Genomic DNA, 26,288 nt, shown 5'->3' on the forward strand with positions numbered 1-26,288 from the left:
GTACGCCCGGCTCCCAACTCAACAAGCTCGCCACGAGGACGCCATGATTACGGCAAGGTATTACGACCTTTTTGAAATCCAGACGCGGCTAGCGCGCGCTGCCCGCCGGGGCCCCGAGGCGCTGCTCATAGGCCTCCAGCGTCCGCTGCCAGGCGGGCCGTGCCTCACAGCGCTCGCGGTAGGCGGAGACCCGGGGGAAGCCGTCGAGCACTCCCGCGTTGCGCACCTCGCGCAGCACCGTGGTCATCAGGATGTCCGCCACGGTGAACGCCTCGCCGGTGAGATACGGACGCTCCCGAAGCCAGTCCTCGAGCGCTGTCAGCGCGCGCCCGGCCCACTGCACCAGTTCAGGACGCCGCTGCGCGCCGGTGGGATCGGCGGCGCCGAACAGATCGATCATCACGATCTGGAACAGCGGGGGCTCCAGGGTGTTGAGCGCGGCGAAGCACCAGCGCGTCACCTGGGCGCGGCCTTGGAGATCCGCGGGTATCAATCTGCCCGTCTTCTCCGCCAGGTACAGCAGGATCGCGCCCGTCTCGGTGAGCACGAAGCCGTCGTCGTCAAGCACCGGCACCTGAGAGAAGGGGTTCAGCCGCCGGTACTCCTCGCTCATGTGTTCCCCCGCGGGATGATCCAGGCCGTGCACCCGGTAGGGCACGCCCAGCTCCTCGAGCGTCCACAGGACGCGCAAATCGCGCGTGAGACCCACTACCTTCGAGTTGACGCGGCCGAAGCCGTAGAGCGTGAGCATTCCAGCATTGTTGATGCCGTGCCCGCCCGCTGTCGAGGAGAGGATCCGTCCAGCTCGGTCCAGCGCTGTCGCTGCTGTAGAGAAATGCGCAGGGTAGAACAGAGGGGGGCGTGAATACCTTCAACCGCGCCTGCTTCCTCCGAGTGCTGGCCCAGAGGAAGCGTTGAAATGGCCGCAGGTGCACGGCCTGGGGTGAAGACACCGTGAGACCGGCGCAGGGGCCTCAAGGCAGCGTCTTGAACACGTCGGCCGCGTACCTCCCCTTCATGACGTAGACCTCGTCCGTGGGATGGAGCCCATCCGGGCAGATGTCATAGGGGCTTCGGCCGTTCAAGTAGTTGAGCAGGTACTGGTACTGGTCGATGACCGGGAGCTGTTGCTGCGCGGCGACCTCCTTCATGGCCGCCACATACGTCTCCAGCCCGCCGCCGCTGTCACGGGTGGGATTGGGCGTCTCGAAAATCACCTTCTTCCCCCGGCTCTTCGCTCCCTGCGCCAGGCCCGTGAGGCACGACTTGTAGGTGGCGAGGTCATAGGTCCACTGGTCGTTGATGGCATGGTTGAGGATGACGACCGTGGCATTGCTGTTGGCCATCTGCGTGCTCCAGGCGGGATGGACACCATCGGTGCCCTGGAGCAATCCACAGGCGGTCGAGCCACTGACCCCTTCGTTGCGCACCTGGACCTGGGGTAGGGCTTCGGCGAACGCCGCGGGGGCGGGCTTCGCGACGCGGGTTCCCACGTGGGTCTTGTAGCCCCACACCGTCGAGTCCCCGTAGTAGTCGACGGTCTGCGCCTGGAGTGTCTTGAATTGCCAGGCGCGGACGTACCGGACCTCGAACGAGTTGCCCTCGCCGGTGGGGGTCGACCCGTCGGGGGAGCCGCTCGCGCTGCCAAACCAGAGGTCCAGGAGGATGTACATGGGTCGGTTGTAATAACGGTCGGTGTCCAGGTACTTCGGCCCCAACTGCTGGCCATCGAAGTAGAACGTGATGCCCGACGGCTCCCACTTCACGGCGTACGTGTGGAAGGCGGCGGACAGGTCCACGCCGTTGCCGTAGGGAGCGAAGTTCCGCAGCGTCGCCGTATACGGGGTCTCGTGGTACGAGTAATCCGCATTGGCCTTGTGCAAGGTGATCCCGTAGTTGACTGGGTGCAGGTTTTCATCGCCCCAGCCCGAGTTGGGACCGCCGCCGGGATAGGCCTCCATGATGTCGATCTCGGGGCGGTCGTCACCGGGGTGGGCGTAGAGCCAGAACGCGGGCCAGACGCCTCGGCCCACCGGCAGCTTCGCCTCCATCTCGAAGTAGCCGTAGGTTTGCGAGAACTTCCCATCGGTGTCGAGGGTCCGGTTGACGAACCCGGCCGCGGGCCAGATCTTCAGCGAGCCATTGCTGACCTTGTAGTTGATGACCGGATCCGAGCTTCCGTACCAGATGTGATCGTTCCACCTGCTCGTGTTGAAGCCGCTGTCGAACTCCTCGGAGAACGTCCGGACATAGGCGCTTGCGTCCTGGCCCACGGGCCCGCCGGACGTTGGCGTCCCGCCCGTGACGGTGAGCGTCCCGACGATGTAGCGGCCCTCGCCATCCGCCGTGACACCGCTGCCGGGGGTCAGCGGGATGCGGTTGTTGGGGGCGGCCATGGAGTAGAGCCCCACACGAACCGAGTACGTCCCCGCCGCGAGGTTCGAGGGAAGCGTCCTGCTCACGTTGTAGGCGATGGCGCCGCTCCACTGGGAGGTGCCCACGGGCGGGAGGTGGTCGGCGTTGAGGGTGGAGTGCTGCACGCCGTTCTGATCCACGAAGTGGACGAAGACGTAATAGTTCTCGGCCATGGGCACGGCGTTGAACCGCATCGCCAGCGTCACGGTTTGCCCGGGCTGCGCGGACAGGCTCGGTGTTCCGAGCCGCAGCACGGTTGATGCCTGCTGCGCAGCGGCCGTCAGCGGGACCAGCGCCAGGGTCAGGGCTGTGAGCAGTGCCGCGTATACCGCGTGAAGACAGTGTGTACCTGACTTCATGCAACCTCCTGGGGCAGGCGGTGGGATGATGAGAGATAGCACAAGCTGGTAAAACATGAAAGACGAGGAGTCCTGGTTCTGATTGAGGGTGACGGCATGCGCCAGGAGCGCTGCGATCCCCACAGGGAGGGGAGGCGCATGGATGCTGTTTGTGCGCCAGGCCGACAATGTGTTCGCGAAGCACAGACAACCCACCCCCTTGGCCGCTCGTGAACAGGTGAGCACATGCACATCCTTCCGGGTGCAACACGACAGAGGAGGGGTCATGAGAGAGTACGGAAGGCATTGGAGAGGGGTGTGGATCGCGGCGGTGCTCGTCCATGCAGCGGCTGGATGTGCGGAGGACTCACAGCGCGTCCCGGTCGTTCCGGAGCAGGAGGTGGGGGAGGTGGGGGAGGACGCGTCGTTCGCACCGGAGAGGAGCGAATCGGCGCCGTGGGGGCGAGGGCCCGCGCTCTCGTGCGAGGAGATCCGACCGGCTGCGCTGGGCCCGAGCAGGAGCTTCATCACCCGCGCGAATGCTCCCGAGGCGGATTGCGGACCTGGAACGGGCGATGGTGCCGGTTACCTGGCGCTCTACAATGCCGGACAGTTTGGTGCGCAGGCCTGGAATGTCGTGTTTCGTGATGGCACCGACACGGGGAACCTGCTGACAGGCGGGGACCTGGCCCTAGGCGTGATACCGCAGCCGAGCGGATTCCACATCGTCCGGATTCCACCCGGCGGCGCGACGCTGACGGTGTACTCCTCCAGGGGGGAGCTCCTGCGCACGGTGCCCCTGACCGACGCGGGAAACGTGCCGTTCGACGTGGCCGAGGATCCTCGGGGGGGGGTGCTGGTCGCTCAGTGGGCCTCGGGTGAGGGGGACACCCAGGTGCTGCGGTTCCAATTCTTCGATACGAGGGGGCAACCGCGGTCGGAGCCCGTCGTGCTGCGGAGCGCGCCTCGGAGCGAGGAGCGCTCCGTCATCGCCGGCGTTGACACACGGGGGCGTGTGCTCCTCCTGCTGCGGGAGCCCGGGAGCGACACCTGGGTAGGGCAGTGGTTGCAGCGAGACGGAGCTGCGCTCACCGAGCCCTTCGCGGTGCCGCTTCCCGCAGACGCGTCTTCCGTGGTCCTCGAGCCGCTGGTGGAGGGCGGACTGGCGCTTCGTGTCGAAGGGGAGTGGGTGCTGCGGTTCCCCAGTGAGGAGGCCGAGGCGCTTCCGGCGCCGGCGTGGCTGGCGGCTCACCCCGGCTCCGACCTGTACCGCATCCGCAATGGCCGGGCCTACGCCCTGGTGCCACCGCCCACGCTCGTCGAGGGCTCGGGCTGCCGTGAGTCCATCCGACTCTTCTCCAGTGATGGGACGGACTGTGGCGAGCTCGTACTGCCCTTCGGCGCGGGCACTTGCCTCGGGCGGCCCGGCATTGCCCTGGATGGGACGGTCATCCAGCAGCTCCAACTGGCCATCCCCGCCGCGGATCAGTGCGCCTGGCGCTGGTGGCCGCGGCTGTTGAGGTAACAGGGAAGGGGGCTGTGGGCCCTAGCGGAAGTCGCTGGCGTGGTCTCGGGCCCACTGAGCGAATGTGCGTGCGGGCCGCCCCGTGACATCACGTGCGGTGGCCTGCACGGGCAGGGGGGAACCGTCGGACAGGGCCTGGTACCGCAGCAGCGCGTCCACGGCCATGGGGGGCATGACGCGGCTCATCTCCTCGCGCGCTCGCGCGGGGGTGATGACCTCCAACCGCACCGGACGACCGATTGCCTCGGCGATGAGCTCCACCTGGCGCCGTTGGGTCAGAGACTCCGGCCCACTGAGGACGTAACTCGCGTTCTCGTGTCCGGGGTCGAGCAGCGCCCGCACCGCGACTTCGGCGAGGTCCTCCTCATGAATCGGCGTGCTGTGCGATTCGGGGTAGGGCGTCCGGACGACGCTGTCGGAGCGAATCGAGTGCGCCCACATCAGCGAGTTCGTGGCGAAGGCCCCGGGCCGGATGAACGTCCAGGGAATCCCGGATGCCTGGAGCGGGCGCTCCACGTCGAGGTGGAGCCGGGCAATCGGGTTCGTCTCCGCGTCGGCCGCCACGACGGAGCTGGAGGACAGCAACACCACGTGCTTCACCCCGGCGGCCTTGGCCGCGGCGACGAAGCCGTCGATGCCCCGCGGCTCGGCATAGAGGAAGACCTTGCGCACACCCGCCAGCGCGGCGGGCAGAGTCGCGGGTTGGGTGAGGTCGGCGCCAACGACCTCCACTTGCCCGGGGAGGTTCACCGATTCAGGCCGTCGGCTGGTCGCCCGGACCGGGACTCCGGCGGCGAGCAGCTGCTGGACGACATGCCGGCCGACATTGCCAGTCGCGCCAGTGACCAGAATGACATCTGACACATCATGAGAAGGTTGGATCGTCATGGGTCACAAGCGTGCAACCTCAAGAGAAGTTGAGGTCAAGACCTGATTCGCTGCCTGGCGGAGGGCAAGCGGCCTCGTCGACGCGTCAGTGCTACGGACCTACGCGTCAGCATGCGCTCTTGACGCGTCAACCCCCCTGGCGCGCGCCGGGCCCCCCTGTGACGTTGACCGGCATCCGCCTTGCTTATCCTGAGGGATAGACCATGAGCGTTGCTGATTCCGAAGCGTTCCCTCTGAACATCCTCGCAGCCGCACAATCGACAGCCGTCGATTCCCAGCGCCTCTCACAAAAGCTCGCGAGCCTGGGTCTCAACTGCTCGGAGAACACCCCCGAAAAGATGGCGGGCTACATCAGCCAATTCAAGGCGCGGCTCTCCCAGGGGAACACGGGCTCCGCCAAAAACCACATTCTGGCCAGGACCGCGCAGACCGCCCGCCGGTATGAGTATACCGTGTCCGATGACCAGAATCTGATCCACAAGCTTCTGGTCATCATCACGAACCATGACCTCGTCACGAGGCACGGACTCTACGCCGTCGACTCCTATGAGATGAGCCGGGACTTCAGGGCCTCCGAAGTGGGCTCCATCCTGCGCGCCCTCGCCGACGGTGCCCTCATTCTCGCGACGTCCATCAGCCAGGGCAAGCAAGGCGCCATCGACAGCGAGCAGCTCACGGCTTGGTACGATGACTCGCTCCAATCTCTGGAAGAGCGCTCCTCGTCCGACTTCGAGTGGAGCAAGAGCGACACTTTTGTCGCTATCCACCGCAACGCCAAGCACCCGAATCGGATCGACCTGCTCTCGGCCTGTAAATTCTCCTTCTCCACCCACGTGAAAGACTTCCGCAACAAGGAAGTGAGTTCGCACGAATCACATTTGCACGCCCGGCAATGGAGCGTCACCTTTAAAAACCTCGACGTACTCAACACTGTATACAACCAGGTGGAGTACGCCCGGACTGGTTCAAAGTCGACCGTCTTGGATTTAGCGGGCGGTGTGCTCTGAGCGTGGATGACAGCCCTTACATCTGCCTCAGCGCATCCGGCGATTCAGGGAGGACCTGACCGCCATCCACGATGAGCGTCTGGCCGGTGATGTAGCCGGCCTCGCGGCTGGCGAAGAACAGGGCGGCATGGCCGATATCCTCGACCTCGCCCAGTGTGCCGAGCGGCACCGCCGCCGCCATGCCCTTCATGTATTCCGGGCCCAGATCCTTGAGGCCCTCGGTCATGATGTTGCCGGGCAGCACGGCATTGACCGTGATGCGGTATTTCGCGAGCTCCATGCAGGCGGTGCGCATGAAGCCCAGTTGCCCCGCCTTGGTGGCGCCGTAATGAGTCCACCCGGGAAAGCCGGTCACCGGGCCGGTGATGGATGAGGTGATGACGATGCGCCCCTGGTCGGATTTCTTCAGGTAGGGGATGCAGGCCTTCACCGAGAGGAAGGTGCCCTTGAGGTTGGTCGCCATCACCTCGTCCCAGGTCTCCGGCGACATGTCCTCCATCTTCACCTGCGGAAAGACGCCGGCATTGGCGCACAGCACGTCGATTCCGCCATGACGCTCGGCCGCCACCTGGGCCATCTTCTCCAGGTCCTCCAACCGGGTCACGTCGGCGGAAAAGCCGCTGGCGGTGCCACCGGCCGCGACGAATTCCCGCGCCGTCGTCTCGGCTGCCTGGAGATCGCGCGCGACCACCAGCACCTTGGCGCCGTGCTGCGCGAAGACCCGGGCGATCCCCTTGCCGATGCCCTTGCTGGCGCCGGTGACGATGACTGATTTTCCCTTGAGCGATTCCGCCAACATGGTGCGCTTCCTCCGGTTCCTGTACTCCAGGTTCTTGTGTTCCGGGTGAGTATAGGAGGTGGACCTGTACCATGCCCAAATCCCCATCAGGGGAGGGGGCGTACCAGGCCGCGGTAGGGCAGGTAGCGCTTGAAGCCGAGTGGGCGCAGTCCCGGGATGGATGCGATGAGGTTGGCCACCTCGCCGCCCGCCTGCAGCTGCGTCTCGACGGTTCGTTGGTGTGCCTCCGCGGTGGTCCACTCGCTGAAGTTGAACACCCGCCTCCCATCGCTTCGGATGTGGAAGTGAGAGGCAATGCCGCCGCCGGCAACGGTGGGCTGGGTGCCCGAGAAGTGGTTGACCAGCGTGTCGATGAATCTCCGCGCCGTGTCCTCGCCGTCGGTATCGAAGGAGACGCCGACGATGCAGCCGGGCACCTGCCCGTGTCGTCCGGCCAGGAGCATGCTGCGGTAGAGCCGGTAACTGCCGGGCTTGCCCACTTCCCCGACGGCGGTGGTGATGCGCTGAGCCAACGTGGCCTGGTTCCTCGGGTCCTGGGCGAAGGCGAGGTGGGCCTCGGGGCGGGTCCACTGGGCGTAGTTGAGGATGGTGCGTCCGTCGGTGCCCGCGAAGCACAGGCGGGAGAGGAATTCCGTGGGCAGTGGGTGCTGCTCCCAGGCGTCGAGGGTTGCGTCCATGGCGGCACGCTGCTGCTCGGGGCTGTCCGTCATCCACTCGCTGATCAGGATATGGCCGGCATCGGGACGGGTGACGTCTGGCAGTGGGTGGGAGACAAGGCCAGGGGTGGTGATCATGGTGAGCCTCTCGGGGTTCAGGCGGGTGCTGTGCATCGACTCGGCGACCATGCTGCAACCTCAAGTTGAGTTGAGGTCAAATGGGCACGGTGGGGCCGGTTCTTGTCGCTCGTGCTGAGTCGGCCTACGAAGGCAGCATGGCCCCTTCCTCCTCCCACTCCACGGCACGCGCCACGGCCATCGGCACGGTGGCCATTCTGCTCTGGGCCTCGTTGGCGCTCCTGACGACGTACACGGGCAGCGTTCCTCCCTTCGAGACCGTGGCCATCTCTTTCGCCGTCGCCTCCCTGCTGACGCTTGGCAAGTGGCTGGTGCGGCGCGAGGACATCGGGCGCCACCTGCGCCAGCCGGTCGCGGTGTGGCTGACGGGCGTGGGCGGGCTGTTCGGCTACCACTTCCTCTACTTCCTGGCCCTGAAGACGGCGCCGCCCGTGGAGGCCAACCTCATCAACTACCTGTGGCCGCTGCTCATCGTGCTCTTCTCGGCGCTGTTGCCCGGAGAGCGCCTGCGTGGGTGGCACGTGGCCGGAGCCGTGCTGGGCCTGTGTGGCACGCTGCTCCTGGTGACGGACGGAGGCCGGGTCACCTTCCGTGCCGAGTACGCCGCTGGCTACGCCTCGGCGCTCGCCTGCGCCGTGACGTGGGGGGCCTACTCGGTGCTCTCGCGCCGCTTCGGCGAGGTCCCCACCGACACGGTCGGCGGCTTCTGTGGCGTCACGGCGGTGCTCGCCGCGCTCTGCCACCTGGTCTTCGAGCGGACCGTCTGGCCGGGGCCGGGCGAGTGGCTCGCCCTGTTCCTCATGGGGGCCGGGCCCACGGGGCTGGCCTTCTTCGTCTGGGACGTCGGCATGAAGCGCGGGAACATCAAGGCGCTCGCTGGCCTCTCCTACTCCACGCCGCTGCTGTCCACGCTGCTGCTCATTGTGGCCGGTCGCACCCGGCCCAGTGTCACGCTGGCGCTGGCCTGCCTCTTCATTATCGGTGGCGCGATGCTCGCCTCGCGCGACCTGTGGGCCCGTGAGGCGGCTCGAACCCAGTAGAGCAGTTGGCCCGGTACGTAGTCGAGCTCAGGAGCAAAGGCCTTTCACGCTGTCATCACGGTGAGATTTCGCGAACTTCAATCAACGAAGTCTCTTCTTCGAGTCCGCCGGCCACGAGGGCCGTGTTCGCATCGAGCATCACCGCGGTTGCGCCGGTCTGCTCCATTTCCAGCTTCGCTACCTGTCGCCACTTGACGGCGGCGGGCGGGATTTCCCGAGTGACTTGACTGCACAGGGCCTGGGTTTCTCGCGAGGCCCCATTTCTACTGCTGGCCGACTCCGCGCCTGTTGGTGCGAGCGGAGCGGGAGGCGCACATGAGTGCCGTCGTCGGCTGTCCATCCTTGTCTTGGGCTGCGCGGTGCGTGGTCCTGTGCCTCATGCCGGTGCTGGCATCCTGCGCCACGGTTTCTGGCGAGGGGTCTTCCTCTGCTTGGCGCCAGGATGTGCCACGGTACGGCTCGCCCAGTTCTGTTCCGCCTCCAGGCGCTCTCTTGGCCATGAGCGGTGGGCATTCGGTGGGAGGTGAGTCCCTCGGTCCGGGCCTCCAGGGCTACAACATTCCCGGTCGCAGACCGGATTCGCGGATGCCCTGGGAGTTCTACATGGGCAATGCCTCACACAGGCTCATCTCTTACATGTATGGCGTCAACCATCCGGGCAACAGGGTTTATTACAATACTAAGTCGATCAAGTTCATTATTGATGACACGGAAGTCGGAGACGCGTCCCTTCTGTTGCCAAACGAGCGCGAGTTACGCCCGGATATCACCGACTTCACCCTCCGAGCCCTCTTCGAAATCAAGCCCTGGGATGAGTTGGCTCTCCAGGAAGGCAGAGAGGAGGCTCGCAAGTACCTGGCCGCACTGAATCGGGCCATCTTGTCTGGCAGACGGTTTACCGGTGGTACGGACTTCCAAGGTGAAATCCTCGTCCGCTTCGAGGGCGGTCAATACATCTGGCGCCTGGAGTGGAGGAATCCCGAGTCTGGAGTGGTCCAGTACAAGTGGACGCGCAGCCAGCAACGCTTCGAGTCCCAGGCGGCGGCTGACAAGGCCGGACAGTGGGTAGAGCTCACCGAGAACGAGTTGCGGCAGTATGGTGGCTGGGTGAGTCAGGCTGTGGATGGAATGGTGAGCAGCCGTGAAAAGCTCGCCACCATCAGCGGGACTGTGGGAATGGTTATCGACCTGGTCGGAGGGGTTGCGACGACGGTTTTGTGGGGTTCCATCATGGGACAGATGGGGGCTGGCACGGGGGCGCGGCAGCCACCAACTCAGGGTGGTGGACAGGTCATTCCCTTTCCGGCGCGGCCTCCACCCGCCGCGCCCCCGGCACAGGCGCCGGTCGCCGCGGGCATGTCGCTTCCTCGCTGAGGGGCTGCTTTGCTAGGACGCGCCTCATGCCACCCGGACAAAGCGCGTCGCTGCAACTGCCGTCCTTCCTGCATGGCACCTTCCGCTCGGTGCAGCAGAAGACGCACCAGGAGGGGGTACGGTGTGGAGAGCAGTACCGGAAGGACGGTACCTTTCCCTCCCCTCGGCAGATGGTGGAACTGCCCCCGGGCGAGGTGGTGGTGGCGCATGAGGTGGTGGACTTCCAGCGTGAGCGCCCAGCCTGGCGGCTGTACATGGTGTCGCATGTCATGGGCGACCTTGCCCAGGATGGGCAGAAGTCGTTCCCCGTGAGGCATGACTATGAGGCGTTCTTCCGGGAGACGGCCTGGGGCGCGCTGTTCTTCGCGACAACGCACATGGGGGCGGTGAGCGCGGAGCGTACGGCGCGGCGCCTCCAGGCCGTGTTGCGCTTTTGGGAGCCGCTCCAGTGCGCGCGCTACCTCTTCAATCAACCGGGCGTGCCACAGACTTTGGAGGAGGTGATGGTGGCCGCCTGCGGCTGGGCCATGGATGCGTGGTGCCCGGTGGGAGATGCCTCGGTGCGCTCGCGCTTGGAGGGGGCGGCGGAGCGCATGGCGCGAGCGACGCGAGAGGACTGCATCGAGGCCATCTTTCGGGAGATGCCTCGGGCCCTTGCTCTCGCGCGCAAATTGAAGCACCGCGAGGTGGTGGCAGACCCGGCCTTCCAGCGTGAGCGCCTCGCCTCTCTCGACGCGCGCTCTTTCGAACGGGTGTCGGGTGCGCTCACTGGGGAGCTGATCGGGCTGTTGTATGACTGGGACCAGGAACTCGGGTTGCAGTAGGGCTGGAGGTGGTGACAGTTGTCTCGCGACTGGTGAGTGCACTCACCACCCCCCGCGCTCCTATCTCGCTTCCCGATTCTTAACCTCTTGAAATTACAGGGGGGCTCTTGCCCACGAAGTGCGACATGGGCGTGGCATGTCGGGTGCAGAAGGACAGGGTGTTGCTTTTTCGCACCCGTCCCCGCCGCACCTCCCAAGGAGCTCCCCATGGCCCGTATCCGTCCCTCTCTCCACCGCTCCTCGACCTTCCCCTCGCCCTCGGCGTCCCAGCCCAAGCCTCTGGGTCGCGCCTCCACGATGCCGGCCTCGCTGCCCTCCTCGACGCCCACCCCGCCCGCCGTGGCCAGGCCCGCCGTGCGCCCGCCGATCACCACCGAGCCCAAGCCGGTGACACACCCGGGCCTGCCCGAGGGCGGCCCCACGTACAGCCCCTGGTCGAAGACCACGGGCGCGGCCTCGGACGTGATGGTGAGCGGCGGCGGCAACAAGCTCACTCTTCCGCCGGGCGCCAAGCAGAACATGCTCATCGACAGGCCGGGCAACCCCTTCCAGAAGGATGCTTTCGGGGGCAAGGTGAGCGGCGGCCTGGGCTCGATGCAGGCCTCCACCGCGAGCTACAACGGTGGGGGGTTGCACCATTACTCGGCCCAGGCGGAGCTCAGCGGGCCCCACGCCTCCTATGAAATGCAGAAGGTTCACGCGGGCCGTCTGGGCGTGACCAGCGCTCAGCTCACCGCCGAGGCCAACGCCTTCAAGGCGCAGGCCCAGGCGGGCGTCTCGGCGGATACGAAGGGCCACGCGTATACGGCCGCGCTGACGGGCAAGGCGGAGACGGGCGTGGGCGTCGGGGCGAGCGTGAGCCACGACTTCAACCGGCACGTGGGCGGGTACCTCAAGGGAGAGGGCAAGGCCTCGGCCACCGCCTACGCCGAGGGAGTGGCGACCCTGGACCCGAGGACTGCTACGGCGATGCTCTCGGGCCAGGTGGGCGCGGCCGCCACGGCGGGGGCGTATGGCACGGCGGGCGGGCACCTGGGCCGGCTGCACGGCTCGGTCACCGCGGGCGCGGTGGCGGGCGTGGCTGCCCAGGCGGGCGGGAAGCTCGGCCTGGAGAACGGCTTCCTCAAGCACTCCGCGGACGTCAACGCCGCGATGGGCGTGGGCACTCACATCTCGACCGACGCCGCGCTCGACCTGCGCCACCACGTCAAGCCCGGCATCGCGGCGGGCCTGCGCCCCAGCTTCGCCACCGCGTCCGGTGTGGCCTCGTCCTCGGGCGTGGTGCAGCCCGAGAAGTCGCGGCTCGAGAACTTCTTCTCGAAGGCGTTCGGCCAGTGACGGCTCGCCCCTGAGCCCCGGGCGGACTTCCCGGCGTGGGACCCTCTATACTCACGCCGTTCGGAAGGGTGGGGTTCGTCTCATGCATGGCCGTCGTGTCCTCTCTCCAGTCTTGCTTCTCGGCGCCGGAACCGGCGAGGCCACCTGCGGGATTCTCTATCTCGCAGGCTACCTGCGACGCGGCGGGATCGAGGCCTTCGTCCGGCTCTACGACGGGGACGAGACCGAGGAAGAGGTCTCGCGCTCGCTCGAAGCGCTGGTGGCCCGCGTGCGCCCCCGGCTCGTCGGAATCAGCCTCAAATGGTTCCACCACGTCCACCGCGCGCTGCTCCTGGCGCGGACGCTGCGTGAGATTGACCCCGACATCCGAATTGTCGTGGGCGGCAACACCGCGTCGTTCTGGTGGCGGGAGTTGCACGCGTTCGACTGCATTGATCACATCATCCTGGGTGACGGCGAGCGGCCGTTGCTGGCGCTCTGCCAGGGAGAGCCGTCTCCGCCCAACTGCGTCACCCAGGCTCCGGATGGCACCCCGCGACGGTTGCCACTCGAGTATGTGCAAGGCGCCACGAACAGCGAGGACATCTATTACTCGCACTTCCATGACATCTTCCTGAGTCACCAGGATCGCCATGCCTTCTCCGGGTGGGTCGCGCCCGGCAAGGGGTGTGGCGAGAACTGCCTCTATTGCGGTGGGGCCCGCGGCAACCAGAAGGCGGCATTCGGACGCGCGAAGCCGTTTCTGCGCTCCGAGGAGAGTGTGCGCCGCGATCACCAGGAGATTGCCCAGCGGACGTGGCAGTTCCGCTACGACTTCTCGGGAAGCTCGGCGGCGTTTCTTCAGGGCACCTGGGCGGGGGTCGATCTCTCACGCCACTCCTGCATGTATTTCCTGTGGGGGGTAGCCCGGATGGAGCTCATCGACGCCCTGGCGCAGACCTTCGAGCACGTCCACATGGTGCTCGACATCGGCTGCTTCTCGGAGCAGCAGCGACACGAGCAGATGCGTCGTGGCCTGCTCAAGCCGTGTGCCTCGGACCAGCAGCTCCTGGAGCTCATCGACGGCTGCCGCCGCCACAAGAACCTGGACATCGAGGTCTCTGGAATCGCGGGCCTGCCGTTCGCCAGCGCCGCCACGCTCGAGGAGGAAGTGCGCCTGGTGGAGCGTGTCATGAGCCTCGACTGCCTGGTGGGCTATCAGCGGCTCGAAGCGCAGCCCGGTGCGCTCGCCACCGAGCACCCTGCTCGGTTCGACATGGTGAGCGAAGCGCGAACGTTCACGGAGTTCCTCGAGTACTTCGAGCAGCGCGAGCCCGGCGATGTGTCGGTGCCGATGCTGCGCTTTCGCGACGCGGCGCTCGAGCGGGCGGTGCAGCGCACGTCGGAGCACGTGGATGCCCTCGCAAGGAAGCACGAGGAGAAGAAGCAGCGGATCGCGCTCAACGGACGCACGCGCCTGAAGAACACCGCTCCCTCGACGCTTCGGTTCAAGCTCGGTGATTGGTTGGGAGCGCATCGAGTCCCCGCGAAGGTGGCGCAGGAACAGGTGACCGTCGTCCGGTCGGTGAACGGAACGGGACTGGCCTGTGCACCGTCGGTCAACCCGCGAAAGTTCACTGACCCGACGCTGGATCAGGGCGAGGACGGGAAGATCCTCCTGACCACCCTGGCCACCTTCGAGCAGCCGACGACGGTCGCCAGCGCGGTGGCGCAGCTGGGGGCGAAGTTGAAGCTCGACCCGCACTCGGCTCGCGAGGTCATCGAGCATCTCGTTGACGGGCGCTTCCTGCAGCCGGCGTGAGGTGCAGCGCTACACGGCCTGGCTGAGCTGTCGAAGGCCGTCGAGTTCAAGGTGGGTCCCCGGAACCCCTGAGATGAGTGCGCTCGAGCTCGCTCCCTCTTCATGAGCCAGGTTTAAGGGGCAAGCCCTGAGCTGGGCAGGCGAGCCCCGTTCCAGGTGGGGGGAGGTGGGGTAGCATTTTCTCGCAAAACGAGATTACAGTGTTGGCTAAGAAAAGCGCTCAACATGTACGACAACCCACGCGGACTCCCGAATGTTCTCCGACCACAGTGTGCGGAAACGCCTCACCGACGAGCCCCAAGCACCCCGGTGCGCGTGCCGAACGTGCTGTCGCGCTTCGCCTTCAACCTTCCGGTGGGTGGTGAAGCGCCCGCCGGCAATGTGTGCGGACGCTGACCCATCATGACTTCGAGAACGAGTTTCCCCCGCGGTAACACCCTGCTGCTGGTGCTCATCGCCAACGCGGTGTTGATGGTGCTGGTGGTGGGGGCCATTCAGTTCACCCGCTTCAATCGCGATGCCTCGACCGAGAAGCTGCGGGGTGATGGCGTCAATGCCTGCGCGGACGTGGCGCGCCGGCACCTGCTGTCGCGCCTGAAGCTGTACGGCTCGTCTTCGATCTTCCAGTTGCTGGACACAAAGCTCCTCGATGATGCGGATCCCCAGGCGCGCACGTCGATGGTGACGGGCCACTACGGCTCGGCGGGTGCGCAGCCCACGGTGGTGTTGGTGAGCCCGGAGCAGATGGGGGCCTCGGACCGCCAGGTGCGCGACATCGTCAACAGCGTTCCGGCGGGTGGCGGCTTCCTGGGCGGCCAGTACTACCGCGTGGTGGTCAAGTGCCAGGAGAGCTCGGGCCGCGAGTCAGAGGTCGAGTTCCTCTTCCGTTACGGTCTGTGAGGATTTGCGCCATGTTCCGCAAGCTGTCGCTCAACCTTGTCATGTTGCTCGTAGGAGCCGTCGCGCTCCGGGCGGACACCGCGGTTGCGATTGATCAGGCTGCCTGCTGTCTTCCGACCACGTCGCGGCTGGATGCCCTGATGAACCCGATCAAGGGCAGCGACGAGAAGTTCTTCTCGCGTGCCGGCGGTCCTCCCAACATCCTCTTCGTCGTGGATACCGCCGCGTCGATGCGCGCCTGGCCCACGGCCTGGTCCAGCACGCGGGGCTGCTCGGACCCGTTCATCAACAGCCTGGGCTACGACAAGAACACCCAATACGCTCGCCTGTGGACGGGCGTCAGCAGCCAGTCCAGCAACTGGTTCGACAACACGAAGTACTACGACGCGCCCGCGCAAGGATACGGAGTGCTCTTCGGTGGCTCCCCGGCCGCCAGCACCTGGACGAGCGCGTCCACCGCGTGCTCGTCCCTCAATGGGATTGGCACGGCCGACCTGTCCACCTGCCAGGCGTGTCTGGACAACCAGGGCTACTACATCCACGACGGCAACAATCGCCGGGTGAAGGGCAATTTCCTGAACTTCTACGCGCCGCGCGACTCGGGTGCCGTCAAGGTGCTGGCGGACGTGGTTCGCGACCTGCGCGAGGTGCGCCTCGGAGTCCTCGGCCTCCAGACCAGGGCCGGCAGGACGTGCTGGGGCAAGAAGCAGAGCAACGGCAACCAGTGTCTGTGTATCCAGCAGGACTCGGGGCCCAGCTGCGCCAAGTCCTACCCGCTGGACGCCAGCGCGGTGGAGAACAACCGCAACTCGCTGCTCAACAACCTGACCAACGTCAACGCCAACAACAACAACGGCCTGGGCTGGGGCGGCTGTGCCTCCCCGCTGGCGGATTCGCTCTACGCGGCGGGCTACTACTTCCAGTCCAAGACGGCCCCCACTCCCTTCTCCACCTACCTGGGCGCCCACCCGACGAGCACCAACTTCAACATCACGGACGCGGTGTGCTTCGAGTGTGGCTTCAACGCCATCATCCTGCTGACGGACGGTAGCTTCCAGGAAGAGGGCGACGTGGTCTCGTTGCCCTCCGCCATCACCAGCGAGCCGGTGGACTGCGACGGCTGCTTCCCCAACCCCACGAAGACGAGCAACCTGCACAAGGTGGCCAGGTTCCTGTGGGAGAATGACCTGCGCTTCGACATGGCGGGCGAGCAGCGCGTGGCCACGTATACCATTGGCTTCTCTGATAACGCGGCCGACAGCGCGCTGCTGCGCACGACGGCCCAGGTGGGCGGCGGCAAGTTCTTCCAGGCCCGCAGCACCAGCGAGCTCAAGCGCGCCATCCTGTCCATCGTGGATGACGTCAACGATCGCAACACGTCCTTCTCCGTGTCGTCCATCAGCACGCTGCAGACCCAGAGCGAGGCGCTGACGGCGATCGTCCCGCGCATGCAGCCCTCCAAGAACAACGCCTGGACGGGCAAGCTGTTCCGCTACCGGCTGTTCAACGAGTTCGTCGAGGACCTGGACAAGAATGGCGATGGCGACCGCTCGGACGTGCTGCTCGTTGACAAGGAGGGGAGCGTCATCGCGGAGGACAGCTCGAGCAATTACCGCAAGGTGGTGGGCCAGAACCCCGACGGCACGCCCCTCTTCGGCGCTCCCGCCACCGCCTACTGGGAGGCGAGCAACAGGTTGTACGAGACCAGGCACTCGGGCCGGAACATCCTGACGATCACGGACAGCAACAGGGACGGACTGCTGAACCAGAATGACGCGCTCCTCCCCTTCTCCCTCACCAATCTGGGCCAGCTGCGTCAGTACCTGGCCGTGGGCGGGGCTCCGCTGTGTCCCTCCGGGACTGGCAGCACCTACAAGCCGGGCCTCCTCCTGACCCGGATGCAGATGTTCCAGCAGGTGGACCTCGCGCGAGCGGTGACCTCGACGGGCTTGCTCTCCGTGACGGGGCTGCCGGCCACCCTCACGACCCAGCAGCATTATGATCTGCTGTGCGCGGCGCTCGTCATGCAGTACGTGCGCGGGCAGGACATCCTCGACGAGAACGCGAACGGCAACCGACTCGACACCCGGCCGTCCGTGCTGGGCGACATCTTCCACTCGTCTCCGGTGATGGTGGACCCTCCGGCGGACAAGTTCGTGTGCGACCTCGGCGTCGGCAACCAGTGCGTGCGCACGCTGTACTCCGTCCCCAATCACCAGATGAAGCAGGGGGCCACCCCGATGGGCACTCCACCCGAGGATCTGCCCGCCACGTGCGAGAGCGGTGCCACGGAGTCCAAGCCCCGTGACGCCTACGAGTACTACCAATTCCTCAATCGCCAGCGCGAGCGCCTCATCCTGGTGGGCGCCAACGACGGCATGCTGCATGCCTTCAGCGATGGAAAGGGCGTGCTGAAGGACGCCAAGACGTGCGACTACGACTACACGGGCGAGGAGGAGGATGTCGGTAGGGAGGTATGGGCCTTCATCCCGCCGGACGCGCTCCCGCGGTTGCAGGAGTTGCTGCAGGGCCACAGCTATCTCGTCGATGGCGACATCATGGTCCGCGACATCTGGGCGGACTCGAACGGGGACGGCCAGAAGGACTGGGACGAGTACCGCACCATGGCCGTGGTGTCCGAGGGTCGCGGAGGCACCCACTACTTCGCCCTGGAGCTGAAGTGGCAGTTGGACGGCACTGCGACGACGGATGCGGAGGTGCCCTCCTTCCGCTGGATGTTCCCGCAGCCGTGCACGGATGAGGCGCAGCGCTTCGGCAAGACGTTGCTGAGCCTCAGCCCCAAGCCGCCGCCCATCGGTCCCGTGCTGCTGCAGTCCGACAACGGGCAGGAGCGCCATGGCCCGGACGGGCCCAAGAGCGAGGAGCGCTGGGTGGCGATGCTGTCGGGTGGCTGGTCTCCCGGCAACGAGAAGGGGCGGGGCATCTACATGGTGGACGTGTGGAACGGCACGGTGAACGGCCGCCGCGACAACCTGCTGTGGAAGTGGGAGTTCGTGGATGCCGGGCCCAACGGTACCCCCTCCAACCCGGATGATCCGCGCAAGGCCATGACGTATGGCTTCGTGGCCCCGGTGGCCATGGCGGACTACGGCGCCAACGGCCATGCGGGCTTCGACGGCTTCTTCGACACCGGGGTGGTGGGCGACCTGGGCGGCCAACTCTGGACGCTGCGCTTCTACCAGCCGGGGGTGATCGACAACGCGACCGGGCTCGTCAGGAACTGGAGTGGTGCACGCTCCTTCTCGATGGACCGGGATGGCGTGGCCGCGGGCAACCCCAAGAGCATCCGCTCCCGCGCGCCCTACTACTACATGTCCTCGCTCGCGGTGCAGCCGTCCAACAAGGCCTTGCGTGCCTACGTGGGCACGGGCAACCGCTACTCGCTGCTCGACAAGAACGCTGGCATCTGCCGCTTCGACAACCCGCAGACGTGCTCCAAGCTGGGGTGCACCCAGACGCAGGTGGCCTACAAGACGACGCGCGGCACGGACTACCAGCGGCTGAGCAATGAGTGGACGGACCGTGCCTACAAGCTCGGCCGCTACACCGCCTTCAGCGGCTCGGCGCCCACTGACTACTGCGGCTCGCCAGGCAACACGTTCCTCAAGGCTGAGTTCGAGTCCCGCAACGCCTTGACGTGCCCCTCGCCCAGTGGCGCCGGAACGCTCAGCTACGACTTCTCCCGCCCCCAGGTGTCGTGCGGCCAGGACTCGTCGGGCTCCACCTTCGATTGCCGCCTGTCATCCGACCTGGGCAACCCACTGAACATGAACGACCTGGACGTGAACGCGTCCAGCACCTCGAGCACGCTCGGCGAGAACCGCTTCTACGGCGTCTGGGTCTATGGCGGTCCCGAGGACATGCCGGAGCGCACGTTCGACGAGGACATGAGCGGGGGGTCGTCCAACAGGGCCAAGGACTTCGATGCGCGGCGGCTGACGGATACAGGCAAGGCATCGGGCACGGGTGATCTGGTCAACGTGACGAACGTGCAGTGCGATGCCAAGGGCGTCTGTACGTGCGCGAGCGGAATGCAGTGCGACACCAAGCTGATGTCGGGCCCGGAGGACGCCGGCTGGTTCTACGAGTACGAGGGACTGGAGCACAAGACGGCCAGTGGCGCGGCGGTGCTGGCCAGCTGCGCCGTCTGGAACTCCATGTACCCGTCACCCACCACCAGCGGCGGGCCCTGCTCGGGCGCATCCCGCAACCAGGCCCGCCTCTTCCAGGGCGACTACATCTCCGGCGCTCCCAACTGCGCGGCGGCCTTCTTCGACAAGAGCACCGGCTACGCGCGCTACCAGACGCGCTCGGTGATTGCGCCTCCGCCCGAGCCGGCGACGGCTGTGCAGGTGTCGAAGACGGGCAAGGTGAAGTACAGCACCATGTTCATCGAGCCCGGCCAGTCGCAGGCGATCGATGTGGCGGTGTCGGCCGGCGGAGACGTGTTGCAGTACGTCTACGAGTTGCCCGTGTCGAGGGACATGCACTTGTGCCGGCACGACGATGAGAACGGTGGAGAGGCCTTCTGCATGCCCTCGGCGCTGTAGGAAGACTGGGAGGACACTGAGTCCCACTCCGGGGCCCGTCCTCGCCACGCGGCGGAGACGGGCCCCGTCGTTTTCGGGCGGCTCGAGCGTTCTGATCGCCTAGCTGGCGCGTGAGGCGGACCGCGTCGCGCCGGCGGTCCCGCTCCGGGCCTCCGGCTCCGCACCCGACGTGGCGAACACCGTCTCGAGGAAGGCGCCGAGCACGGGGTTGTCGTTGGTGCGGCTCCACGTGAGGAAGAGCTCGACGGGTCGTGCCGGCTCCATCTCCACGGCCTTGAAGACGACCCCATCGAAGTTGAGGGCCGCTGCAGCCTCTGGAACGAGCGCCATGCCCATCTCCGCGCGCACCAGCGCCAGGATGGAGTGGATCTGACTCATGTTCTGCACGTACCGAGGCGCCACGCCTGCCCTGCCGAACAGCGACAGGACGAGGTTGTGGAGGTATTGCGCCTCGTAGGGCGAGTACATGATGAAGGGCTGGTGTTCGAAGTCCCTCAGGGTCGCGAACGGCTGCGAGGCGAGCGGATGCGTGCGCGGAATCGCGGCGATGAGGGGCTCGCGCAGCACGCAGCGCGAAGCGAAGTCCCGATGGTTCACCGGCACGCGCACCAGCCCGACGTCGAGCTGCTTCGACATCAAGGCCTCCACCTGCGCGGCCGTCACCAACTCCTTGAGGACCAGATCCACGCCGGGCAGGCGCGAGCGCAGGGAGGAGATGAGGCTCGGCAGGTAGCTGTAGCCCGAGGCCGCGGTGAAGCCCAGGGTCAGTGTGCCGGCGTCACCGCTCGCCACACGCTGCGCGCTGAACGCGGCGCTCTCGGCCAGGTTCAGCAGTCGGCGCGCTTCCGGGAGGAAGGAGCGACCCGCGGGGGTCAGCTTGACGGTGCGGCTCGTGCGCTCGAAGAGCTGCGTCCTCAGGTTGTGCTCCAGCAACTGCACCTGCCTGCTCAAAGGCGGCTGGGTCATGCTGAGCCGTGTGGCCGCACGCCCGAAGTGCAGTTCCTCAGCGACGGCCACGAAGCAACGGAGTTGGCTGAACTCGAACATTGATGCGTCCCGGGCATGGAAGAAGCCTGTCCGAAGTCTATCTGGCATTCATCCGGGCCTTCATCCCGACGCGCGCGGTGCCCTGCGGATGACGCTCGGGACTGAACGTTGACGCATCGCGCCTTTACGGCGCGCGTGTTGCGCGGCGCGTCGCATCCATCCACTTCGCGCATGGGTACATGCCCTCTTTGGTTTGGAGCGGCATCGGGTCGACACGTACCTTGGTTTGCGTGGGACGGACCGCGAATCGAGGCCGACCCGAGGAGACGAATGCCCATGACGCAGATGACCCCGAAGGAGATGGCAGGGCAGATTGGTAAGGGGCTGCTCTCCTTTCCCGTCACGCACTTCGACGCGACGCTCGCTTTCGATGAGCGTGCCTATCGCACCAACCTGGCCGCGTTGAGCGAGTACCCCGTGGCTGGCCTGTTCGCGGCTGGCGGGACGGGCGAGTTCTTCTCCCTCACGGCGAACGAGGTGAACCGGGTCGTCAAGGCGGCGGTGGAGGAGACGCGTGGCAAGGTCCCGGTGCTCGCTCCGTGCGGCTATGGCACCGCCATGGCGAGCGACCTGGCCCGGTCCGCCGAGGCCGCGGGCGCGGACGGGCTGCTGCTGTTTCCGCCCTATCTCACCGAGTGTGACCGGGACGGCATCGCCGCGCACGTCGAGGCGGTGTGCGCCTCCACTCGCCTGGGCGTCATCTTCTACAGCCGCTCCAACGCCGTGCTGGATGACATCACGCTCGCGCGCCTGTGCGAGCGCTGCCCCAACCTGGTCGGCTTCAAGGATGGGGTGGGCGACATCGAGATGATGACGCGCATCCACCAGCGCATCGGAGACCGCCTCACGTACATTGGAGGACTGCCGACGGCGGAGACCTTCGCGCTCCCGTACCTGGAGATGGGCGTCACCACCTACTCCTCGGCGATCTTCAACTTCCTGCCGCAGTTCGCCCTCCGCTTCTACGCTGCCGTCCGTGCACGCGACCTCGCGGCTGTGTCGTCCGGCCTGCGCGACTTCGTGCTCCCGTACATCGGGATTCGCAACCGCAAGAAGGGGTACGCGGTCTCCATCGTGAAGGCGGGCATGCGCGCGGTGGGCCGTCCCGCTGGACCCGTGCGTCCTCCGCTGACGGACCTCACCGAGAGCGAGTTCGCTGAGCTCAAGGCCCTCATCGCTGGGCGCGCTTGAAACGAGGACCTACCCATGGCGACCCATTCCGAGGCACTCACGGGAGAGATGTTCATCGGCGCGGCGCGGGTGCGCGGCACGGCAGGGACGTTCCGTGCACATGATCCGGCGCGTGGCACATGGCTCGAGCCGGTCTACGGCGGCGGTGCTCCGGCCGACGTGGAGCGGGCGTGTACCCTCGCGTGGGAGGCGTTCGACGCATTCCGCGACACCGACCTTGAGACGCGCGCCCGCCTGCTCGACACGGCGGCCCAGCGCATTCTCGACCTGGGGGACACGCTGATCGAACGGGCCTGCGCGGAGTCGGGACTCCCGCGCGGGCGCATCGAGGGCGAGCGTGGCCGCACGGTCGGCCAACTGCGGCTCTTCGCGGAGGTCGTGCGCGGGGGCGAGTGGCTTGAGGCGCGGATCGATTCCGCTCTGCCGCAGCGCCAGCCCGCGCCACGCCCTGACCTGCGCCAGCGCCACATTGCGGTGGGGCCCGTGGCGGTGTTCGGCGCGAGCAATTTCCCGCTGGCCTTCTCGGTGGCCGGTGGGGACACCGCGTCCGCGCTCGCGGCGGGCTGCCCCGTCGTGGTGAAGGCACACAACGCCCACCCGGGCACCTCGGAGCTCGTCGGGCGCGCGCTCCGTCAGGCGGTTGCCGACTGCGGCCTTCACGAGGGCGTCTTCTCGCTGCTCTTCGCCTCGGGCACCGTGGTGGGTGCCGCGCTTGTCGCGGACCCGCGCATCAAGTCGGTGGGCTTCACCGGCTCGCGACGTGGAGGCATCGCGCTGATGCAGGTCGCCGCCGCTCGCGCCGAGCCCATTCCGGTCTTCGCCGAGATGAGCAGCATCAACCCGGTGTACCTATTGCCGGCTGCCCTGGCTGCGCGCGGAGCGGACATTGGGCGGAAGTTCGTGGCCTCGCTCACGCTGGGCGCGGGGCAGTTCTGCACCAACCCGGGGCTGGTGCTCGCGGTCGACGGCCCCGGTCTCGAGTCCTTCCTCGAGGCCGCCGCCACGGTGCTGCGTGACAGTCCGTGTGCGACGATGCTCACGCCTGGCATCCACGCGGCGTATGAGGAGGGCGTGGAACGCCTGGTGTCCCATTCCAAGGTGACGGCGATCGCGCGCGGAGTGGCCACGAGTGGGCCGAACCAGGGTCGTGCCGCCCTCTTCGCGACCGATGCGGACAGCTTCCTGAACGAGCCCGTGCTGCAGGAGGAGGTGTTCGGTGCCTCCTCCCTGGTGGTTCGCTGCAAGAGCGTGGAGGAGCTGCGCTCCGTGACCGAGCGTCTGGAGGGGCAGCTCACCGCGACGCTCCAGATGGACGATGCCGACCTTCCCGTGGCGCGTCAGCTGTTGCCCGTCCTCGAGCGCAGGGCAGGGCGTATCCTCGTCAACGGCTTCCCCACGGGCGTTGAGGTGGGCCACGCCATGGTGCACGGCGGGCCCTTCCCGGCCACGTCCGACCCGCGTGCCACCTCGGTCGGCTCGCTCGCCATCCGACGCTTCCTGCGCCCTGTCTGCTACCAGGACATGCCGCAGGCGCTGCTCCCCGAGGCGCTGCGCGATGGCAACCCGCTCGAGCTGTGGCGGCGAGTGGACGGGCAACTCGTGCCACCTGCCACGCCACGCCGCTGACCCGTCTGTCCCCTCAGGCCTGACGCCTGGGCTTCACCCGCACCCCGCAGCGAGGAGGGCTTCCCATGGAAGACGTATCCGCCGTGAGCTCCGCAGGTGAACGGACGCGCAGCCGTGTGCGCTATTTCGTTCTGTTCATGTTGTTCGTCGTCACCACGCTGAACTACGCGGATCGCGCGACCCTCTCCATCACCAGCTCGTCGATGCAGAAGGAGCTGGGGCTGGATCCGGTGCAACTGGGCTATCTGTTCTCCGCGTTTGCCTGGGCGTACGTGGCGGGGCAGATCCCCGGCGGCTGGCTGCTCGACCGCTTCGGCACCAAGACCGTCTATGCGTGGAGCATCGCCCTCTGGTCGTTCTTCACGCTGCTGCAGGGGGTGGTGGGCGCGCTGCCCGTCGCTGTCTTGGCGGGGGCCTTCTTCCTCTGCCGACTGATGGTCGGCTTCGCCGAGGCGCCGTCGTTCCCGGGCAACAGCCGCCTCGTGGCGGCCTGGTTTCCCACCGCCGAGCGTGGCACGGCGGCCGCCATCTTCAACTCATCGCAGTACTTCGCGACCGTGCTCTTCGCGCCGCTCATGGCGTACCTCACCCATGCCCATGGCTGGCGGAGCGTCTATTTCGTGATGGGAGGCCTGGGCCTCGTGCTGGCGGCGGTGTGGCTGGTCGTCATCCACGATCCCAAGAGCCACCCGCGCATCAGCCGCGCGGAGTTGGAGCACATCGAGCGCGGCGGCGGGCTCGTGAGCCTCGAGCAGAAGGCGGTGGCCAAGGCGCCGCTCCAGCGAGGGGCCCTCAAGCAGTTGCTCGCCAACCGCATGATGATGGGCATCTACGTGGGCCAGTACTGCATCACCACGTTGACCTACTTCTTCCTCACCTGGTTCCCGGTGTACCTGGTGCAGGAGCGGGGGATGTCCATCCTCAAGGCGGGCTTCGTCGCGTCGCTGCCGGCGGTGGCGGGGTTCATCGGCGGCGTGTTGGGCGGTGTGATCTCCGACGGCCTGGTGCGCCGCGGCCACTCGCTCACCTTCGCGCGCAAGACGCCCATCGTGATCGGGATGCTGATGTCCACGAGCATGGTGGTGTGCAACTACGTGGACTCGCAGTGGCTGGTTGTCGCGATCATGTCCCTCTCCTTCTTCGGCAAGGGCGTGGGGGCGCTGGGCTGGGCGGTGATGTCGGACACCGCGCCCAAGCAGGTGGCGGGCCTGAGCGGCGGGGTCTTCAACACGTTCGGCAACCTGGCGGGCATCACCACGCCCATCGTCATCGGTTATCTCGTGAAGGAGAGCGGCTCCTTCGCCGCCGCGCTCGTGTTCGTGGGCGCCAACGCCTTGCTTGCCATCGTCTGCTACCTGCTGGTCGTCGGTGAGATCCGGCGCCTGGAGCTGAAGCAGGCATAGAGGTCCCCTGGTCGTGAGCAGTCATCCAAGAAGGGCACGCGTCATGAAGACACAGCCGATGACAGTGGGACGCAACGAGGCGCCAACGGTGACGAAGGTGCGCGTCATTCCGGTGGCGGGGCACGACGGGATGCTCCTGAACTTGAGCGGTGCCCATGCTCCCTTCTTCACTCGCAACGTGGTGGTCCTCCAGGACAGCGAGGGCCGCACGGGCGTGGGTGAGGTGCCCGGCGGGGAAGCCATCCGCCAGACGCTCGAGGAGTCCATCCCTCTCGTGGTCGGGCAGCGCCTGGGCAACTATCGCAACGTCCTCAACTCGGTGCGCCAGCGCTTCGCCCACCGTGACGACGGCGGACGCGGGCTGCAGACCTTCGACCTGCGGGTGACGATCCACGCCGTGGCGGCACTCGAGTGTGCCCTGCTCGATCTGCTGGGGCAGTTCCTCGATGTGCCCGTGGCGGCTCTGCTGGGAGATGGGCAACAGCGCGAGCGCGTCGACGTACTCGGCTATCTCTTCTACGTGGGCGACCGGAAGAAGACGGAGCTGCCCTACCGGTCCGAGCCGGACGCGAAGGATGACTGGCTGCGGTTGCGCCACGAGGAGGCGCTGACGCCGGAGGCCGTGGTGCGGCTCGCCGAGGCCGCGTTCGAGCGCTACGGCTTCCGGGACTTCAAGCTCAAGGGCGGCGTGCTGCGGGGTGAGGAGGAGATGGCCGCGGTGACAGCGCTCGCCGAGCGCTTTCCAGACGCGCGCATCACCCTGGACCCCAACGGCTGTTGGTCGCTGGAGGAGGCGGTGAGGCTCTGTCGCGGCCGTGCCGACGTGCTCGCTTATGCCGAGGACCCCTGTGGCCCGGAGAAGGGCTACTCGGGCCGCGAGGTCATGGCGGAGTTCCGCCGTCAGACGCGCATCCCAACGGCGACGAACATGATCGCCACCGACTGGCGCGAGATGGGGCACGCCATTCAGCTGGGCTCGGTGGATATCCCGCTGGCCGACCCGCACTTCTGGACGATGCAGGGCTCGGTACGCGTCGCGCAGATGTGCAACGAGTGGGGTTTGACCTGGGGCTCGCACTCCAACAACCACTTCGACATCTCGCTGGCGATGTTCACCCATGTGGCCGCGGCGGCGCCCGGGCGCATCACCGCCATCGACACGCATTGGATCTGGCAGGACGGCCAGCGCCTGACGCGCGAGCCGCTGCGCATCTCCGGCGGGCAGCTGACGGTCCCGAACCGCCCCGGGCTGGGCGTGGAGCTGGACCCGGACCAGCTCGAGCGTGCCCACGCCCTCTACCGCTCCCAGGCGCTGGGAGCGCGCAACGACGCGGCCGCCATGCAGTACCTGGTGCCGGGGTGGAAGTTCGACCCCAAGCGCCCATGCCTCATGCGGTGAGGAACCCA

The 26,288-nt window shown here is 66.8% G+C and carries 19 protein-coding genes; 13 read left to right on the plus strand and 6 right to left on the minus strand.

Annotated elements, in window-relative coordinates; translation table 11 throughout:
* Positions 1 to 88 precede the first annotated feature (88 nt).
* Together F0U60_RS11930 and F0U60_RS11935 are read right to left on the minus strand one after the other, a co-directional pair.
* Positions 89 to 751: a glutathione S-transferase family protein gene (locus F0U60_RS11930; protein ID WP_395818187.1), complete on the minus strand. Its 663-nt coding sequence runs from the start codon at positions 749 to 751 to the stop codon at positions 89 to 91.
* A gap of 223 nt (positions 752 to 974) precedes the next feature.
* Positions 975 to 2,774 (minus strand): family 16 glycosylhydrolase, encoded by a 1,800-nt coding sequence (locus F0U60_RS11935; RefSeq protein WP_395818190.1) that lies wholly within the window; start codon positions 2,772 to 2,774, stop codon positions 975 to 977.
* 265 nt (positions 2,775 to 3,039) lie between these two features.
* On the opposite strand from F0U60_RS11935, the gene F0U60_RS11940 reads away from it, so the two are divergent.
* Positions 3,040 to 4,278 carry a hypothetical protein gene (locus F0U60_RS11940; protein ID WP_395818193.1) on the plus strand — a complete coding sequence of 413 codons (1,239 nt, stop codon included), beginning with the start codon at positions 3,040 to 3,042 and terminating at the stop codon, positions 4,276 to 4,278.
* A 21-nt stretch (positions 4,279 to 4,299) separates the two neighbouring features.
* Here F0U60_RS11940 and F0U60_RS11945 read toward each other — a convergent pair whose 3' ends face one another.
* Positions 4,300 to 5,166, minus strand: a complete 867-nt coding sequence (locus tag F0U60_RS11945; RefSeq protein WP_395818196.1) for an SDR family oxidoreductase — start codon at positions 5,164 to 5,166, stop codon at positions 4,300 to 4,302.
* A 203-nt stretch (positions 5,167 to 5,369) separates the two neighbouring features.
* Between F0U60_RS11945 and F0U60_RS11950 the strand changes: the two genes are divergently transcribed.
* The gene (locus tag F0U60_RS11950; protein ID WP_395818199.1) at positions 5,370 to 6,173 is read left to right on the plus strand and encodes a hypothetical protein; all 804 of its coding nucleotides are present in this window, start codon (positions 5,370 to 5,372) and stop codon (positions 6,171 to 6,173) included.
* 16 nt (positions 6,174 to 6,189) lie between these two features.
* Here the strand turns inward: F0U60_RS11950 and fabG are convergent, their stop codons facing one another.
* Positions 6,190 to 6,972 (minus strand): 3-oxoacyl-ACP reductase FabG, encoded by a 783-nt coding sequence (gene fabG, locus F0U60_RS11955; protein ID WP_395818202.1) that lies wholly within the window; start codon positions 6,970 to 6,972, stop codon positions 6,190 to 6,192.
* Positions 6,973 to 7,058: 86 nt separating this feature from the next.
* Positions 7,059 to 7,766, minus strand: a complete 708-nt coding sequence (locus F0U60_RS11960; protein ID WP_395818204.1) for a hypothetical protein — start codon at positions 7,764 to 7,766, stop codon at positions 7,059 to 7,061.
* A 137-nt stretch (positions 7,767 to 7,903) separates the two neighbouring features.
* On the opposite strand from F0U60_RS11960, the gene F0U60_RS11965 reads away from it, so the two are divergent.
* The 7 genes from F0U60_RS11965 to F0U60_RS11995 all read left to right on the plus strand — a co-directional run bounded on the left by F0U60_RS11965 (position 7,904) and on the right by F0U60_RS11995 (position 19,614).
* Positions 7,904 to 8,806: a DMT family transporter gene (locus F0U60_RS11965; protein ID WP_395818207.1), complete on the plus strand. Its 903-nt coding sequence runs from the start codon at positions 7,904 to 7,906 to the stop codon at positions 8,804 to 8,806.
* Positions 8,807 to 9,391: 585 nt separating this feature from the next.
* Positions 9,392 to 10,180, plus strand: coding sequence for a hypothetical protein (locus F0U60_RS11970; protein WP_395818209.1), 789 nt, complete (start codon positions 9,392 to 9,394; stop codon positions 10,178 to 10,180).
* Between the two features lie 26 nt (positions 10,181 to 10,206).
* Complete coding sequence (locus tag F0U60_RS11975) at positions 10,207 to 11,004, plus strand: hypothetical protein (protein WP_395818212.1); 798 nt, start codon at positions 10,207 to 10,209, stop codon at positions 11,002 to 11,004.
* Between the two features lie 207 nt (positions 11,005 to 11,211).
* Positions 11,212 to 12,342 (plus strand): hypothetical protein, encoded by a 1,131-nt coding sequence (locus F0U60_RS11980; protein ID WP_395818215.1) that lies wholly within the window; start codon positions 11,212 to 11,214, stop codon positions 12,340 to 12,342.
* Between the two features lie 82 nt (positions 12,343 to 12,424).
* Positions 12,425 to 14,143: a cobalamin-dependent protein gene (locus F0U60_RS11985; RefSeq protein WP_395818217.1), complete on the plus strand. Its 1,719-nt coding sequence runs from the start codon at positions 12,425 to 12,427 to the stop codon at positions 14,141 to 14,143.
* A 402-nt stretch (positions 14,144 to 14,545) separates the two neighbouring features.
* Entirely contained in the window at positions 14,546 to 15,043 is a 498-nt protein-coding gene (locus tag F0U60_RS11990) for a hypothetical protein (protein ID WP_395818220.1), read from the plus strand.
* An 11-nt stretch (positions 15,044 to 15,054) separates the two neighbouring features.
* Positions 15,055 to 19,614, plus strand: a complete 4,560-nt coding sequence (locus tag F0U60_RS11995) for a pilus assembly protein PilY (protein ID WP_395818223.1) — start codon at positions 15,055 to 15,057, stop codon at positions 19,612 to 19,614.
* 99 nt (positions 19,615 to 19,713) lie between these two features.
* On the opposite strand, the gene F0U60_RS12000 is transcribed toward F0U60_RS11995, so the two are convergent.
* Entirely contained in the window at positions 19,714 to 20,661 is a 948-nt protein-coding gene (locus F0U60_RS12000; protein WP_395818225.1) for a LysR substrate-binding domain-containing protein, read from the minus strand.
* A 276-nt stretch (positions 20,662 to 20,937) separates the two neighbouring features.
* Here F0U60_RS12000 and kdgD point away from each other — a divergent pair, with 276 nt between their 5' ends.
* From kdgD to gudD, 4 genes are all read left to right on the plus strand, one after another.
* Positions 20,938 to 21,852, plus strand: coding sequence for a 5-dehydro-4-deoxyglucarate dehydratase (kdgD, locus tag F0U60_RS12005; protein WP_395818228.1), 915 nt, complete (start codon positions 20,938 to 20,940; stop codon positions 21,850 to 21,852).
* A gap of 15 nt (positions 21,853 to 21,867) precedes the next feature.
* Positions 21,868 to 23,478 carry an aldehyde dehydrogenase (NADP(+)) gene (locus F0U60_RS12010; RefSeq protein ID WP_395818231.1) on the plus strand — a complete coding sequence of 537 codons (1,611 nt, stop codon included), beginning with the start codon at positions 21,868 to 21,870 and terminating at the stop codon, positions 23,476 to 23,478.
* A 65-nt stretch (positions 23,479 to 23,543) separates the two neighbouring features.
* A complete protein-coding gene (locus F0U60_RS12015; RefSeq protein ID WP_395818234.1) occupies positions 23,544 to 24,881 on the plus strand; it encodes an MFS transporter in 1,338 nt (445 codons plus the stop codon).
* A gap of 43 nt (positions 24,882 to 24,924) precedes the next feature.
* Positions 24,925 to 26,280 carry a glucarate dehydratase gene (gene gudD / locus F0U60_RS12020; protein WP_395818238.1) on the plus strand — a complete coding sequence of 452 codons (1,356 nt, stop codon included), beginning with the start codon at positions 24,925 to 24,927 and terminating at the stop codon, positions 26,278 to 26,280.
* Positions 26,281 to 26,288 lie beyond the last annotated feature (8 nt).

It is taken from the genome of Archangium minus (assembly GCF_044360475.1).
Lineage (GTDB): Bacteria > Myxococcota > Myxococcia > Myxococcales > Myxococcaceae > Archangium > Archangium minus.

Coding starts and splice junctions, on each gene's coding strand:
- F0U60_RS11930 (WP_395818187.1), bottom strand. CDS start 751: ATGCTCACGCTCTACGGCTTCGGCCGCGTCAACTCGAAGGTAGTGGGT.
- F0U60_RS11935 (WP_395818190.1), bottom strand. CDS start 2,774: ATGAAGTCAGGTACACACTGTCTTCACGCGGTATACGCGGCACTGCTC.
- F0U60_RS11940 (WP_395818193.1), top strand. CDS start 3,040: ATGAGAGAGTACGGAAGGCATTGGAGAGGGGTGTGGATCGCGGCGGTG.
- F0U60_RS11945 (WP_395818196.1), bottom strand. CDS start 5,166: ATGACGATCCAACCTTCTCATGATGTGTCAGATGTCATTCTGGTCACT.
- F0U60_RS11950 (WP_395818199.1), top strand. CDS start 5,370: ATGAGCGTTGCTGATTCCGAAGCGTTCCCTCTGAACATCCTCGCAGCC.
- fabG (WP_395818202.1), bottom strand. CDS start 6,972: ATGTTGGCGGAATCGCTCAAGGGAAAATCAGTCATCGTCACCGGCGCC.
- F0U60_RS11960 (WP_395818204.1), bottom strand. CDS start 7,766: ATGATCACCACCCCTGGCCTTGTCTCCCACCCACTGCCAGACGTCACC.
- F0U60_RS11965 (WP_395818207.1), top strand. CDS start 7,904: ATGGCCCCTTCCTCCTCCCACTCCACGGCACGCGCCACGGCCATCGGC.
- F0U60_RS11970 (WP_395818209.1), top strand. CDS start 9,392: ATGCCCTGGGAGTTCTACATGGGCAATGCCTCACACAGGCTCATCTCT.
- F0U60_RS11975 (WP_395818212.1), top strand. CDS start 10,207: ATGCCACCCGGACAAAGCGCGTCGCTGCAACTGCCGTCCTTCCTGCAT.
- F0U60_RS11980 (WP_395818215.1), top strand. CDS start 11,212: ATGGCCCGTATCCGTCCCTCTCTCCACCGCTCCTCGACCTTCCCCTCG.
- F0U60_RS11985 (WP_395818217.1), top strand. CDS start 12,425: ATGCATGGCCGTCGTGTCCTCTCTCCAGTCTTGCTTCTCGGCGCCGGA.
- F0U60_RS11990 (WP_395818220.1), top strand. CDS start 14,546: ATGACTTCGAGAACGAGTTTCCCCCGCGGTAACACCCTGCTGCTGGTG.
- F0U60_RS11995 (WP_395818223.1), top strand. CDS start 15,055: ATGTTCCGCAAGCTGTCGCTCAACCTTGTCATGTTGCTCGTAGGAGCC.
- F0U60_RS12000 (WP_395818225.1), bottom strand. CDS start 20,661: ATGTTCGAGTTCAGCCAACTCCGTTGCTTCGTGGCCGTCGCTGAGGAA.
- kdgD (WP_395818228.1), top strand. CDS start 20,938: ATGACGCAGATGACCCCGAAGGAGATGGCAGGGCAGATTGGTAAGGGG.
- F0U60_RS12010 (WP_395818231.1), top strand. CDS start 21,868: ATGGCGACCCATTCCGAGGCACTCACGGGAGAGATGTTCATCGGCGCG.
- F0U60_RS12015 (WP_395818234.1), top strand. CDS start 23,544: ATGGAAGACGTATCCGCCGTGAGCTCCGCAGGTGAACGGACGCGCAGC.
- gudD (WP_395818238.1), top strand. CDS start 24,925: ATGAAGACACAGCCGATGACAGTGGGACGCAACGAGGCGCCAACGGTG.